Genomic DNA, 12,821 nt, shown 5'->3' with positions numbered 1-12,821 from the left:
ATCGACGATGGAATCGCACGAGATTGTTTCGGAGACCGAATGGCTGGCGGCGCGCATGGCGCTGCTGGAAGAAGAACGCGCCTTCACGCACGCGCGCGATGCGTTGGTGGCGAAGCGCCAGGCATTGCCGTGGGTAAAGGTGGACAAGACCTATACGTTCGATACGCCGCAAGGGCCGCGCACGCTCGCGCAACTGTTCGGGCCGCGCAGCCAGTTGCTCGCGTATCACTTCATGCTCGGGCCTGATTGGGAAGAGGGCTGCGTGGGCTGCTCGTTCCTGTCGGATCATGTGGACGGCATGCTCGCGCATCTCGAACATCACGACGTCACCTACGTGGCCGTGTCGCGCGCACCGCTCGCGAAGATAGAGGCATTCAAGCGCCGCATGGGCTGGCATTTTCCGTGGGTATCGTCGTATGGCAGCGACTTCAACTTCGATTATCGCGTTTCGTTTTCCGAAGCCGATCGCGTGCGCGGCAAGGCGGTCTACAACTACGCCGAGCTAGATTACATGAGCGACGAACTGCCTGGCATCAGCGCTTTTTATCGCGATCCGGACGATGCGGCGCATACGGTTTATCACACGTATTCGGCGTATGCGCGCGGCGCGGAAATGGTCATCGGCACGTATGCGATGCTCGAATTCACGGCGAAGGGCCGCAACGAAAAAGCGGATATGCGCGAGTGGGTGCGCCATCACGACCGCTACGAGGAAAGCGCGCGGCCGTCATCGTGCTGCGCGCGCGAGCGGCACGATTCGTAACGACGGCGAAGCGATGGAAAATGCGAAAAACGCCGCTATTAAAGCGACATTTCGAACGCGGGCCGCAGCAACACTTCGATCGCCATCACGATGAGGCCCATCGCGGCGGCGGCGAGTGTCAGCGTGCCATATTCGTCGAAGCGCGCGTCGTAGAGACAGGCGACGACGAACAAAATGGCGAGCAGATTGGTCAGCCAGTCGAAGTTGAGCGCGAGGAGCATCGGTGTATCCGTGCCGGCGTGCGTCGCGCCGGCGGGTAGTGCAATCGGGCGGATTCTAGCGGACTGACCTTACGGATAGGTTAATGATTTTCTTACGCTGCGTGGCCGGCGCGTTGCCGCCGTCATCGTGGCTTTCCTGACCAGGCGCGAGCTTATGCTTTTTGTTTCGTATTGCTAAGTAATGGCGGTTTGGGATCGTGAGCGGCACTTGTGGACGCGGTTTGATAATCGCTTATCAAACCGCTTTTGTGCCGCGCAATTACGCGGCCATTCGGTTTTATCGACCGCACGGAAAAGCGTAGATCGCGTGCCTGCGCCGTTCGAATGCGCGACTACGCCGGCTTCGCCATCTCCTCGCGAATCCACGCCGTAACCGAGGTGCGCCGCGGCTCCCAACCCAGCAACTTGCGCGCGCGCTCGCCGCGCACACGGCTATTCGAGCCAAGCCCGTACGACGCCATCTCGTAGCCCCATTCCTCGATCGCCTGCTCGAGCGGCCAGTCCTCGGGCGCGCCAAGTCCCATCAAGTCGGCGAGCGCTTCGGTCATCGCGCGGAAATTCGCTTCGCCGCTTTCGACGAAATAGAACGTGCCCGCAGGCGTTTTTTCCAGCGCGAGCCGATACAGCTCGGCGACGTCGTCGACGTGGACATTCGACCAGATGTTCAGCCCCGGCCCGACGTGGCGCATGACGCCGCTCTTTTGCGCCTGGCGGACGAGGCGCGGCAACTGCACGCTCGCCGCGCCCGGCACCGCGCCCGCGCCGTAGATCAGCGTGTTGCAGAGCACGGCGCTCTTGATGCCGCGCTGCGCGCCCGCAAGCACGAGATTGTCGATGGCGACGCGCGGCGCCTTGTCGGCGGTCGGTTCCGGCAGCGCGTCCTCGTAGTAGATGCGCTCGGTGGCCTGGCCGCCCGATGCGTCGCCGACGATGCTCGATCCGCTCGTGTGCAGCAGCGTCTTGCCCGAGCCTTCGAGCGCGTCGAGCAGCGCTTGCACGGCGCCGCGATGATCGCTGCTCGCCGCATTGACGACGGCGTCGGCGGCGCGCGCTTCGCGCATCAGCACGTCGCGGTCGTCGAGGTCGCCTTGCACGGGCGCGATGCCGAGCGCTTCGAGATCGGCGAATTGTTCGGCGCGGCGCACGAGGCCTCGCACCTCGTGGCCGGCGCGCGCGAGGTGCGCCGCGATGGTCCCGCCGATAAAGCCGCCCGCGCCAGTAATAAAGACTTTCATGCTTGCTCCCGATCCGGTTTGAATGTCGATGCCGTTCAGTATCGGCGTATTCGGGTTTTGCAAAAAGCGTGCTAGTCTCAAATGAATCTTGACTCGCGCTCAACAATGAAAACCTCGACCGACGAACTGCTCGTTTTCGCCACCGTGATCGACGCGGGGTCGATCACGGCCGCCGCCGAAAAGCTTCAGCAGACCGTTTCGGGCGTGAGCCGCGCGCTCACTCGCCTCGAAAAGCAACTGGGCGTCGCGTTGATCCTGCGTACCACGCGGCGTTTGCAACTGACCGAGGAGGGCGAGCTATTTCTGGAGCGCGCCCGCGCGATCCTCGCGGCGATGGAAGATGCCGAAGAGGCCGTCACGCGCCATCGCGAGCGGCCTTCGGGACGGCTGCGCGTGGATGCGGCCACGCCGTTCATGCTTCATTGCATCGTGCCGCACGTGGCCGAGTTCGCGAGCGAGTATCCCGAGATCCAGCTCGAGCTGACCAATAACGAGCGCATCGTCGATCTGCTGGAACAGCGCGTGGATATCGCGATTCGCATCGGCGCGTTGCAGGATTCCACGCTGCATGCGCGCGCGCTCGGCACGAGCCGGTTGCGCATCGTCGCGAGTCCCGCGTATCTGGCGGCGCACGGCACGCCGCGCACGCTCGCGGCGCTGCGCGAACATCGGTTGATCGGCTTCACCGCGCCGGTGCATTTGAATCGCTGGCCCCTGCGTGCGGACCGCGAGAGTCGTGCCGATGGCGGAAGTCATGCCGGTGCCGCGCCGGCCGCGGCTTCGTCGGCGAGCGACGCGCCCGGCTACACGATCCAGCCCGCGCTCGCGGCGTCGAGCGGCGAAACCATCCGGCAACTCGCGCTGGCCGCGAGCGGCGTTGCGTGTCTTTCCGACTTTCTCACCGTCGGTGACCGCGAGGCCGGGCGGCTCGTGACCGTGCTCGACCATGCGCTGATCGAGGAGCGCCAGCCCGTGCATGCCGTCTACTACCGCAACGCGGCGCTGGCGGCGCGCGTGCAGTGTTTTCTCGCGTTCATCGCGGGGCGTCTCGCGCTCGATCCGTGACGGCGCGAAGCACGGCCGGCGAGCGAGGGAAGGCGGCTCATGGTTAGTCCCCAGTCGTGCGCGGTTGTATATACAGGGCGGCCAGGCTAGACTTCGTCCCATCAGGAAACTTGTATAGACAGGACTCGCCATGCCCATCACGCTGCGTCTCACGCCCGGCCATCTGACCCTTCCGCAACTGCGCCGCATCGCGCGTGAAACCACCCGGCTGGAACTCGATCCGGCGAGCTTCGCCGCCATCGACGCGGGCGCGCGCGCCGTGGCCGACATCACGGCGAAGGGCGAGCCCGCCTACGGCATCAATACCGGCTTCGGGCGTCTCGCGAGCACGCATATCCCGAACGACCAGCTCGAACTGCTGCAACGCAATCTCGTGCTGTCGCACGCCGTGGGCGTGGGCGAGCCGATGGCGCTGCCGGTCGTGCGCCTGCTCGTGGCGCTCAAGCTGTCGAGCCTCGGCCGCGGCCATTCGGGCATTCGCCGCGAAGTCATGGATGCGCTCGTCGCGCTGTTCAATGCCGACGTCCTGCCGCTGATTCCCGTGAAGGGTTCCGTGGGCGCGTCGGGCGATCTGGCGCCGCTCGCGCATATGTCGGCGGTGCTGCTCGGCATCGGCGAAGTGTTCGTGCGCGGCGAGCGCGCGAGCGCCGAAGCGGGGCTGGCCGCAGCCGGCCTCAAGCCGCTCACGCTGCAAGCGAAGGAAGGCCTCGCGCTGCTCAACGGCACGCAGGCTTCCACGGCGCTCGCGCTGCACAACCTGTTCGCGATCGAGGACCTGTATCGCACGGCGCTGGTTTCGGGCGCGCTTTGCGTGGACGCGGCGGCGGGTTCGGTGCATCCGTTCGACGCGCGCATTCACGAGCTGCGCGGCCATCGCGGCCAGATCGAGGCGGCCGCCGCGTATCGCGCGCTGCTGGAAGGTTCGGCGATCAACCTTTCGCACCGCGACTGCGGCAAGGTGCAGGACCCGTACTCGCTGCGCTGCCAGCCGCAGGTGATGGGCGCGTGTCTGGACCAGATGCGTCACGCGGCGCAGGTGTTGCTGATCGAAGCGAACGCGGTTTCCGACAATCCGCTGATCTTCCCGGAAACGCTCGAAGTGCTGTCGGGCGGCAACTTCCACGCGGAGCCCGTCGCGTTCGCCGCCGACAATCTCGCGCTCGCCGCCGCGGAAATCGGCGCGCTGGCCGAGCGCCGCATCGCCTTGCTGATCGACGCCACGCTTTCGGGCCTGCCGCCGTTTCTCGTGAAGGACGGCGGCGTGAACTCGGGTTTCATGATCGCGCACGTCACGGCCGCCGCGCTCGCCTCGGAGAACAAGACGCTCGCGCATCCGGCTTCGGTGGATTCGCTGCCCACCTCGGCGAACCAGGAGGACCATGTGTCGATGGCGACGTTCGCCGCGCGCAAGCTCGCCGACATCGCCGAAAACACGGCCAACATTCTCTCCATCGAACTGCTCGCGGCGGCGCAAGGCGTCGATCTGCGCGCGCCGCATCGCACGAGTCCCGCACTCGCGCGCGTGACGGAAACGGTGCGCGCGCAGGTGCCGCATTACGATCTGGACCGCTACTTCGCTCCCGACATCGCGGCGGTCACGCGGCTCGTGCAGGAAGGCGCGATCGCGGCGCACAGCCCGTTCGCGTTCGAGTCGCAAGCCGGTTCGCAAGCCGGTTCGCAAGCCGCTGCACAGTCCGGTTCGCAAGCCGCTGCGCAAGCCGGACTGCCGGCGCGCTGATGCCGCGAAAGCCGCGATGAACGCACCCGCGTACCAGGGCATCAAGGACTTCATTCTCGCGCGCATTCACGCGGGCGAATGGAGCGAGGGCGACCAGGTGCCTTCCGAGAACGAACTGGCGCGCGAGTTCAAGGTCGCGCGCATGACCGTGAACCGCGCGCTGCGCGAGCTGACCGCCGAACAGGTGCTCACGCGCGTGCAGGGCGCGGGCACCTTCGTCGCGCGGCCGAAGTACGAATCGACGCTGGTGGCGATCCGCAGCATCTCCGACGAAATCCTTGCGCGCGGCCACGTCTACCGCGCGCAGGTGCTCGATATCGGCGAACTGAGCGCCGACGAGCCGCTCGCGCTCGAAATGGGCTTGCGCGTGAGCGAGCGCGTGTTCCATTCGCGTGTGCTCCACTTCGAAAACGACGAGCCCGTGCAGCTCGAAGAACGCTGGGTCAATCCCGCTGTCGCGCCCGATTACGGATTGCAGGACTTCACGCACATCACGCCGAACCAGTATCTCGTGCGCGTCGCGCCGCTTCAGGGCGTGGAATACCGCATCGAGGCGCTCGCGCCCGCCGCCGACACGCGCGCGCATCTGCGCATGAAAGACGCCGAGCCGTGCCTCGTGCTGCATCGGCGCACGCATTCGCGCGCGCAGGTGGCTTCGGTGGCCAACCTCTGGCATCCGGGCAGCCGGTATCGCTTTACGGGCCATTTTTAGGCATTTTTCTCGCTTTCGCGGGTTTTCACGGCGCGCGCCGCGTTTTCCCCGGACGAAAGCGCCCGCGCGGCACATCGCTTGCTCTACGTTTCGTTCGCCCGCATCGTGGCCTGTCAGACGCGGCAGCCCCACGGCGGCCCGTATGATGACGGAGGGTGCGAACGAAGGAGGAGCCCGCAATGGACGATTCCAACGCCACGCTCATGCCGGTGTGGCGGGCCAATCTGGCGCTGCTCACACGCGAAGTCGGCGCGGCCACGCGGCTCGCGCGCATGATGACGCTCTCGGCGAGCTACATGAAATTGATTGTTTCGGGCGAGCGCGATTTCAGCGAAGAATTCGTGCGCGGCGTGGAGGCCGTGACCGGTTTGCCCGAAGGCTGGATGGACGCAGCGCGCGAGAGCGGCGACGTGCCTCGCGAAACGCGCGAGGCCATCGCCAGCGAAACGCCGCGCGCGCGCTTTCGCGGCACGGCGCATCCGGTGCGCAAGGCGCCGGTGCTGCGCGTCGAGCCGATCTTCGGCGCGAGCGCGAAACGCGACGATAGCGCGGCGCCCGGCGCGTCCTCGCCGGGTCTTGCTTCGCCGCCCACGGCGGAAACCAACCGGCGGCTCGCGGGCATACGCAAGATTCGCGATCTCGCCGCGCAGGACGTGCGCAAGCTCGAGCGTTATCTGAACATGCCGCCCGTGGAGACGGCCGCGCTGCGCTCGCGCATCGACGACGTGATCGCTTACGCCGAACCCGACGAGCGCGTGCGCGCCGACCTCGAAGGCCGTCTCGAACAGATCGAGAAGCATCGCGAACTGCTGCTGCGCCATGTCATGCGCTTGCACGCGCTGCTTTCGCGGCTCGGCGACGACTGACGCGGCCGGCCGGCATTGGCCAGCGCCGCCGGCCACATCGAAAGCTCAATGCTCCTGCACGCGCAGTTCCGCGAGAATCTGCTCGGCCAGGAAGTCGCAAGGCGGGCGGTTCGAGCGCGCGCTACGCGCCAGCACCACTTCGAGTTCGGGCAGCGCGGGCAGGCCGTGCGCCTTGCCGAGCGTCGTGAACGTCTCCGGCACGGCGCAGCGCGCGAGCGGCGCGACGGCGAGCCCGGCCGCCACCATGCTGCACAAGCCCATCAGGCTCGGGCTTTCGTACGAGGTGCGATATTCGATCTTCGCGCGCTCCAGCGCCTGAATGGCGTTGGTGTGCGCGACGCTGCCGCCGCCGAACAGCGCCACCGGCAGGGGCCGCTCGCGCCAGATTTCGCGGCCGCTCGCGGCGCTCACGGCGCTGGGCGGCGCGGCCCACACCATCGGCTCGAAACGGATGAACTCGCCGGCCAGGCCGCGCGTGCGCGTGACGCAGGCGAGGTCGATCTTGTTGTCCTTCAAAAGCGGCATGAGCGCGCTGCTCGGCAAGCCGATCACCTGAATCTCGACCTTCGGCCAGTTCGCCGAAAACTTGCGCAGCACCGGCGGCATCAACGAGGACGCATAGTCGTCGGGCACGCCGATCGACACGCGCCCGGTCACCTCGGGATGCGCAAGCGAAGCCCACGCCTCGTCGCGCAGCGCGAGCATGCGGCGCGCGTAGGCGATGAGCGTCTGGCCGTCGGGCGTGGGCGTCACGTTGCGCGGCGCGCGAATGAAAAGCGGCTTGCCGATGGCCTCCTCGAGCGCGCGAATCTGCATGCTGAGCGCCGCCTGCGAACGATGCACGAGCGCCGCGCCGCGCACGAAGCTGCCCGCATCGGCGACGGCCACCACCATCGCGAGCACGTCCAGGTCGAGGGTTTTCATCGGAATCGGGCCGGTATCAGAAAAATTGATCGAAGTGTTCAATATAACGCGTTTGTCTGAACGCGGCGACGCGCCGATACTGGTCTGGCCGGTCGCGCGCGAGTTCGCTCGCGCGTTGGCCGCTCATGTCCGCGCCCACGTTCGCGCCACCGTCCAGGAGAAACGCATGCTGATGTCGCCGCCCGTCGCTTTGAACTACGAACGATTTCGGCAGTTGAACTTGCGGCTCGATATGTCGCGGGGCAAGCCGTCGCCGGAACAGCTCGATCTCTCGCAGGCGATCATCGACGATGCCGCGCTCGCCGGCCATCGCGCGCGCGACGGCTTCGATTGCCGCAACTACGGTCTCGCGAGCGGCTTGCCCGAAGCGCGCGAGCTGGGCGCGGAACTGCTGGGCGTGAGCGCGGCGCAGGTGGTCGCGGCGGGCAACTCGAGCCTCGAACTCATGCACGACGTGCTCGCGTTCGCGCTGCTGCACGGCGTGCCTGTGGAGATGGGCCAAGGCGCGGGCGAAGGCGAGAAGGGCGAGGGCGAGCGCACGAGCGCGCCGTGGCGCGCGCAGGGCGAGATCGCGTTTCTGTGCCCGGTGCCGGGCTACGACCGCCATTTCGCCATTTGCGAGGCGCTCGGCGTGCGCATGATCGCCGTGCCGATGCGCGACGACGGCCCCGACATGGACCGCGTCGAAGCGCTGGTGCGCGAGGACGCGTCGATCAAGGGCATGTGGTGCGTGCCGCTCTACAGCAATCCGTCGGGCGCGATCTGGTCCGACGACGTGATCCGCCGCCTTGCCGCGATGCCGGCCGCGCCCGACTTTCGCCTTTTCTGGGACGACGCCTACCGCTTCCACCACCTCGGCGACGAAGCGCTGACGACGCTCGACGTGCATGCCGCATGCGCCGAAGCAGGCCATGCGGAACGCGTGTTGATGTTCGCGTCGCTCTCGAAGGTGACGGTGGCGGGCGGCGCATTCGCCTGGCTCGCGGCGGGGCCGCGCAATATCGCGTGGTGGCAAAAGCACAGCGCCATCCGCACGATCGGCCCGGACAAGCTCAACCAGTTGCGCCATGTGCGCTTTTTGCGCGACCGCGCGGGCGTACTCGCGTTGATGGCGCGACATCGCGCGTTGCTCAAGCCCAGGTTCGACGCGGTGGACGCGGTATTTCGCGCGCGCTTGAGCGGTATCGAAGGCGTGAGCTGGAACGCGCCGCGCGGCGGCTATTTCATCAGCCTCTACACGCCCGAAGGTTGCGCGCGCCGCACCGTGGAACTCGCGGCGGCGGCGGGGCTGATCCTCACGCCCGCGGGCGCGGCGTATCCGTACGGCGACGATCCGCGCGACAGTCATCTGCGGATCGCGCCTTCGTTTCCGGCGCTCGAGGAAGTGCGGCTCGCGGCGGAAGGCATTGCGCTTTCGCTGCTGAAAGCGATCGAGCAACGGCGCGTTTGAGCGTGCGGGACGCGCTGGCGCCGGACTGCGTTGGCGCAATGGCGTGCTCCATGGCACGCGCCGTAACGCGCTCGACGGCGCGCGCCCACGCGCTGCGGCTCACGCGTCGATGTGCTAAAACGGCAGACGTCGCCTTTTTCGCGAGGTCTGCCGTGCCCGATGGTGTTGTTGCGATTGCGGTTCGCGCGTCATGAAGCGCATGGCGGTTTGCCTGGCCGCGTGGTTCGCGTTCTCCGTGGCCGACGCTCACGCGCAGGCCAGCGCGCGCAGCCCCGACACCGCCGCGCGCAGCGACGCCGCCGCGCCGCCCGGCATGCCGCCCGACCCGCCGCCCGCGACTCTCGAACGCGACGAGCACTGGTTCGTGGTTCAACAAGACGGCTCCGTGGAGGAGCGGGACGACACCGTGCTGCGCGCGAACACCACGGCGGGCGTCGACGCCATCGCCCAACGCTACGTCTGGTTCAATAAGGATATCGAAACAATCACGGCGCTCTCCGCCGAAACGATCGACCCCGACGGCACCGCGCACGTCGTGCCCGCAAGCGGCATTCGCGACGTGCAGGAGCCGCGCTCGGCGGGCGCGCCCACCTTCGAGGACGGCGTGCTGCGCACGGTGATCTTTCCCGGTGTGCAGGTAGGCTCGCGTGTCCACCTGCGTTTCGCGAAGCGGCGTGCAAAGGCGCTCGAAGCGGGCACGTTCTCGTATTTCGTCGAGCCGAGCGGCGATCCCGTCGATTTCCAGCGCCTCGTTTTCGATTTGCCCGCGAACCTGCCGCTGCATGCCGACGCGCGCGGCTACACGCCCGAGCCGCCCGTGACCGCGAACGGCCGCACCCGCTACACGTTCGATTACCGGCATGGCGCGTATGCGCCGCTCGAAGCGGGCGCCGTGGCCTACGTGAACTGGGGCGACCGCCTGATGGTTTCGACGGTGCCCGATTTCGCGACTTTCGCCGCGCGCTACCGCGAAGCCGCCGCCGATCCCACGGCCACCGATCCCGCCATCGCCGCGCTCGCGCAGTCGCTCACGGCGGGCGCGAGCGACCCGCGCGAAAAGGCGCGCCGCCTCTACGACTGGATGCGCTTCAATATCCGCTACGTCGCGCTCTTTCTGGGCGAAACCGAGGCCGTGCCGCATCGCGCGACCGACATCCTGCGCAACCGTTACGGCGACTGCAAGGATCACGTCGCGCTTTACACGGCGTTGCTCGCGGCCGTGGGCATACGCGCGGAGGCGGCGCTGCTGAACCTCGGTCCCGTCTACTCGCTGCCCGGCGTGCCCGGTTACGGCGTGCATGCGATCAACCACGTGATCGCGTATCTGCCCGAGTTTGGCGTGTTCGCCGATACGTCCTCCGGCGGCTACGCGTTCGGCACGCTGCCGCCCGGCGCGATGGACCGGCCGGCGTTGCTGGTCGACGACGGCGTGCTCGCGCGCACGCCCGCCGCCGAGCCGCGCGAGCGCACTGCGCGCCTCGCGCTCACCGTGAACGAGGCCGGCGACGCCGCATACCGCTATCACGTCGACGACGCGGGCGCGGGCGCCGAACCCGAGCGCAATACGTTTCGGCGCGCCACGCACGCGGGCGCGCAGCAGATCGCCGCGCAGCGGCTGCGGCTCACGGGGCTCGCGGGCACGGCGCACGTGAGCACCGCGCCGACCGACCTCACGCACGGCCCGTTTTCCGTCGATATGGAGGGCACGCTCGATCACGTGGTCTGGCGCGACGGCACGACCGCGATCGACGCGCTTTCGAGCTTCACGGGCGGCATCGCCACGCAGATCGAGAGCTGGCTCGCGCAGCCGCGCCGCACGCAGCCGTGGGCGTGCATCGGCGGCGAATTCGCGGAAAGCGCGCAGATTGCGCTGCCCGCGTTCGCGCGCGTGACGGACATTCCCGGGGACGTGGACGTGAGCGACGCCTCGCTTACCTACACGTCGCATTACGTATTCGACGCGCGCACGCGCACGCTGCAAATCGAGCGCCGGCTGGCCGCGCGCTTCGGCCATCAGATGTGTACCGCCGCCGAATTCGCGCGCATGCGCGACGCGCTCGTGCGCATCGAACGCGATACGCACGCGCAGATTGTCGTGCGCGCCGGACGAAGCCAAGGCGGCGCGAGCGGGTCCAACCCGGCGCTTTAAACCGGCGTTTAAGCGTTTAAGCGGACGCTTTAAGGCGGCTCGATCGCTTGATCGGCGCAACTTTCATTCGCGCAAGCTGATCGGCGGTTTCGCGGTTCAGCCGCCGCGCGTGGTCACGGGCACCCATGCGCCCTTGCGCACCTGCCAGAGCGTCGAGGCGCCGTTCTTGAGCGAGCCGTCCGGTTCGAAGGCGATGTGGCCCGTCACGCCGTCGAAGCCGATCGACTTGAGCGCGCTGCGATAGACGTCCGGTTTCGACGATTTCGCGGCGACCATCGCGCGAATCGCGGCCCACGCCGCGTCGTAGCCGAACGGCGCATACGCCAGCACGTCGCTGCCGAAGCGGCTCTTGTACGCTTGCGCGAAGCGCGGGCCGTCGGGCAGTTGCGCGAGCGGGCGGCCGTATTCCCAGGCCATCGCGCCTTCGGCGGCCGCGCCCGCGACCTGCGTGAAATCGGCCGTGGCCACGCCGCCGCCGCCCACGAATTGCGCGGCGATGCTGCGCTCCTTCATCTGCTTCGCGAGCGCCGCGCCCTGGCGCGCGAGGCCGCCAAAGTAGAGCAGATCGACGTCGGCGGCCTTGATGCGCGAAAGCTGCGGGCCGAAGTCGTCGGAGTCGCCGTTGGAGAACTCGCGCGCGACCACCTTGCCGCCGCGCTCGCGCACGGTGTGCTCGAACACGTCGGCTTCGCCCTGGCCGAACGCCGTGCGGTCGTCGACGATGGCGACGCGCTTCGCCTTCATCACGTCGACGGCCCACGCGCCCGCGACGCCCGCGTTTTGCGCGTCGCTCGCGATCACCATGAAGGTGTTGGCGAAGCCTTGCTGCGTGATGACGGGATTCGTGGCGGCGGGGCTGATCATCGGAATGCCGGCGCTTTCGTAGATGCGCGAAGCCGGAATGGCCGTGCCCGAGTTGAAGTGGCCGACCACGGCCACGACGTTCTGGTTCGCGAGACTCGCGGCGGCCTGCACGCCGAGGCGCGGGTCGCTGCGGTCGTCGATGGCGATAAGCGTGAAGTGCGCCGTCTGGTCGCCGATCTTGAGGTTTTGCGCGTTTGCCTCATCGAGCGCGAGTTGCACGCCGTTCTCCAGATCGCGGCCGTAGTTCGCGTAGTCGCCCGAGAGCGGCGCGGCAAAACCGATGCGCACGTCGAGCGTGCCGGCCGCGAGCGCGCCGCCGCTGGCGCTCAACGTGACGGCGGCGGCAGCGGTTGCGGCGGCGGCCCTGGCGATGGCGGCAGCGCGACGCGCGCGCCGCGCGGGCAGGGCGGCGGAGCGGTCGCGGAAGACGGCCGTTGGGCGGCCCGCGAGTGTGGTTGGGCGAGCTGCCGGAACGCGGGTTCGAAAGAAGGCTCGGAAGCAGGCTGCAAAGAAAGCCGCAAAGAAAGCCGCAAAGAAGCCCACAAAGAAGGCCGTGGAGCGGTCAGTGAAGCGGTCTGTCAAGCAGGCCGTGAAGGTGGCCGTCAAGCGCTCAGCGAAACTGGCCGTGAAGCGATTCGTGAAGCGAGCCGTGGAGCGGTCCGTGAAGCCGGCCGCGAAGCGAGCCGTGAAGGCCGCCGAAAACCAGGCCGAAAACCCGGCGGTATTCGCGCGCGCGGCTAGACGCGAAGCGAAGCGTGAAGCGATTCCCGTAGCGTTGGCGGCAAAACTCATCGTGACTCCTCGCGCGGCGGCGTGGCGTTCTTGTGTGTAGGC

The 12,821-nt window shown here is 67.7% G+C and carries 12 protein-coding genes; 8 read left to right on the top strand and 4 right to left on the bottom strand.

The genetic code is table 11. The features are described 5' to 3' along the window. Positions 1-7 precede the first annotated feature (7 nt). Complete coding sequence (locus U5805_RS03605) at positions 8-763, top strand: thioredoxin family protein (RefSeq protein WP_322102057.1); 756 nt, start codon at positions 8-10, stop codon at positions 761-763. Positions 764-801: 38 nt separating this feature from the next. Here the strand turns inward: U5805_RS03605 and U5805_RS03600 are convergent, their stop codons facing one another. Together U5805_RS03600 and U5805_RS03595 are read right to left on the bottom strand one after the other, a co-directional pair. Next, positions 802-984 (bottom strand): hypothetical protein, encoded by a 183-nt coding sequence (locus U5805_RS03600; RefSeq protein ID WP_322102056.1) that lies wholly within the window; start codon positions 982-984, stop codon positions 802-804. Between the two features lie 332 nt (positions 985-1,316). Beyond that, positions 1,317-2,219: an NAD-dependent epimerase/dehydratase family protein gene (locus U5805_RS03595; RefSeq protein WP_322102055.1), complete on the bottom strand. Its 903-nt coding sequence runs from the start codon at positions 2,217-2,219 to the stop codon at positions 1,317-1,319. Positions 2,220-2,324: 105 nt separating this feature from the next. On the opposite strand from U5805_RS03595, the gene U5805_RS03590 reads away from it, so the two are divergent. The 4 genes from U5805_RS03590 (at position 2,325) to U5805_RS03575 (ending at position 6,600) form a co-directional block, all read left to right on the top strand. Continuing rightward, positions 2,325-3,284 carry a LysR substrate-binding domain-containing protein gene (locus U5805_RS03590; protein ID WP_322102054.1) on the top strand — a complete coding sequence of 320 codons (960 nt, stop codon included), beginning with the start codon at positions 2,325-2,327 and terminating at the stop codon, positions 3,282-3,284. Positions 3,285-3,414: 130 nt separating this feature from the next. After that, a complete protein-coding gene (gene hutH, locus U5805_RS03585) occupies positions 3,415-5,022 on the top strand; it encodes a histidine ammonia-lyase (RefSeq protein ID WP_322102053.1) in 1,608 nt (535 codons plus the stop codon). Positions 5,023-5,038: 16 nt separating this feature from the next. Continuing rightward, entirely contained in the window at positions 5,039-5,734 is a 696-nt protein-coding gene (gene hutC / locus U5805_RS03580) for a histidine utilization repressor (RefSeq protein WP_322102052.1), read from the top strand. 179 nt (positions 5,735-5,913) lie between these two features. Beyond that, positions 5,914-6,600 (top strand): hypothetical protein, encoded by a 687-nt coding sequence (locus U5805_RS03575; RefSeq protein ID WP_322102051.1) that lies wholly within the window; start codon positions 5,914-5,916, stop codon positions 6,598-6,600. A gap of 45 nt (positions 6,601-6,645) precedes the next feature. On the opposite strand, the gene U5805_RS03570 is transcribed toward U5805_RS03575, so the two are convergent. Next, on the bottom strand, positions 6,646-7,524 hold the full coding sequence (locus tag U5805_RS03570) for a LysR substrate-binding domain-containing protein (RefSeq protein ID WP_322102050.1): 879 nt from the start codon (positions 7,522-7,524) through the stop codon (positions 6,646-6,648). Between the two features lie 166 nt (positions 7,525-7,690). Between U5805_RS03570 and U5805_RS03565 the strand changes: the two genes are divergently transcribed. Together U5805_RS03565 and U5805_RS03560 are read left to right on the top strand one after the other, a co-directional pair. Further along, positions 7,691-8,974, top strand: coding sequence for an aminotransferase class I/II-fold pyridoxal phosphate-dependent enzyme (locus U5805_RS03565; protein WP_322102049.1), 1,284 nt, complete (start codon positions 7,691-7,693; stop codon positions 8,972-8,974). 190 nt (positions 8,975-9,164) lie between these two features. After that, positions 9,165-11,123 carry a DUF3857 and transglutaminase domain-containing protein gene (locus U5805_RS03560; protein WP_322102048.1) on the top strand — a complete coding sequence of 653 codons (1,959 nt, stop codon included), beginning with the start codon at positions 9,165-9,167 and terminating at the stop codon, positions 11,121-11,123. A 96-nt stretch (positions 11,124-11,219) separates the two neighbouring features. On the opposite strand, the gene U5805_RS03555 is transcribed toward U5805_RS03560, so the two are convergent. Then, complete coding sequence (locus U5805_RS03555) at positions 11,220-12,317, bottom strand: branched-chain amino acid ABC transporter substrate-binding protein (RefSeq protein WP_322102047.1); 1,098 nt, start codon at positions 12,315-12,317, stop codon at positions 11,220-11,222. Here U5805_RS03555 and U5805_RS03550 point away from each other — a divergent pair. Continuing rightward, entirely contained in the window at positions 12,268-12,819 is a 552-nt protein-coding gene (locus U5805_RS03550; RefSeq protein WP_322102046.1) for a hypothetical protein, read from the top strand. The two genes, U5805_RS03555 and U5805_RS03550, sit on opposite strands and share 50 nt — an antisense overlap. Positions 12,820-12,821: the final 2 nt, after the last annotated feature.

The organism is Paraburkholderia sp. J41, from assembly GCF_905220235.1.
Lineage (GTDB): Bacteria > Pseudomonadota > Gammaproteobacteria > Burkholderiales > Burkholderiaceae > Paraburkholderia.
This window is presented reverse-complemented; position numbering and strand designations above follow the sequence as displayed.

Bases quoted from the DNA above. Each gene is read 5' to 3' on its own strand.
- U5805_RS03605 (WP_322102057.1), top strand. From the start codon at position 8: ATGGAATCGCACGAGATTGTTTCGGAGACCGAATGGCTGGCGGCGCGC.
- U5805_RS03600 (WP_322102056.1), bottom strand. From the start codon at position 984: ATGCTCCTCGCGCTCAACTTCGACTGGCTGACCAATCTGCTCGCCATT.
- U5805_RS03595 (WP_322102055.1), bottom strand. From the start codon at position 2,219: ATGAAAGTCTTTATTACTGGCGCGGGCGGCTTTATCGGCGGGACCATC.
- U5805_RS03590 (WP_322102054.1), top strand. From the start codon at position 2,325: ATGAAAACCTCGACCGACGAACTGCTCGTTTTCGCCACCGTGATCGAC.
- hutH (WP_322102053.1), top strand. From the start codon at position 3,415: ATGCCCATCACGCTGCGTCTCACGCCCGGCCATCTGACCCTTCCGCAA.
- hutC (WP_322102052.1), top strand. From the start codon at position 5,039: ATGAACGCACCCGCGTACCAGGGCATCAAGGACTTCATTCTCGCGCGC.
- U5805_RS03575 (WP_322102051.1), top strand. From the start codon at position 5,914: ATGGACGATTCCAACGCCACGCTCATGCCGGTGTGGCGGGCCAATCTG.
- U5805_RS03570 (WP_322102050.1), bottom strand. From the start codon at position 7,524: ATGAAAACCCTCGACCTGGACGTGCTCGCGATGGTGGTGGCCGTCGCC.
- U5805_RS03565 (WP_322102049.1), top strand. From the start codon at position 7,691: ATGCTGATGTCGCCGCCCGTCGCTTTGAACTACGAACGATTTCGGCAG.
- U5805_RS03560 (WP_322102048.1), top strand. From the start codon at position 9,165: ATGAAGCGCATGGCGGTTTGCCTGGCCGCGTGGTTCGCGTTCTCCGTG.
- U5805_RS03550 (WP_322102046.1), top strand. From the start codon at position 12,268: ATGCGCACGTCGAGCGTGCCGGCCGCGAGCGCGCCGCCGCTGGCGCTC.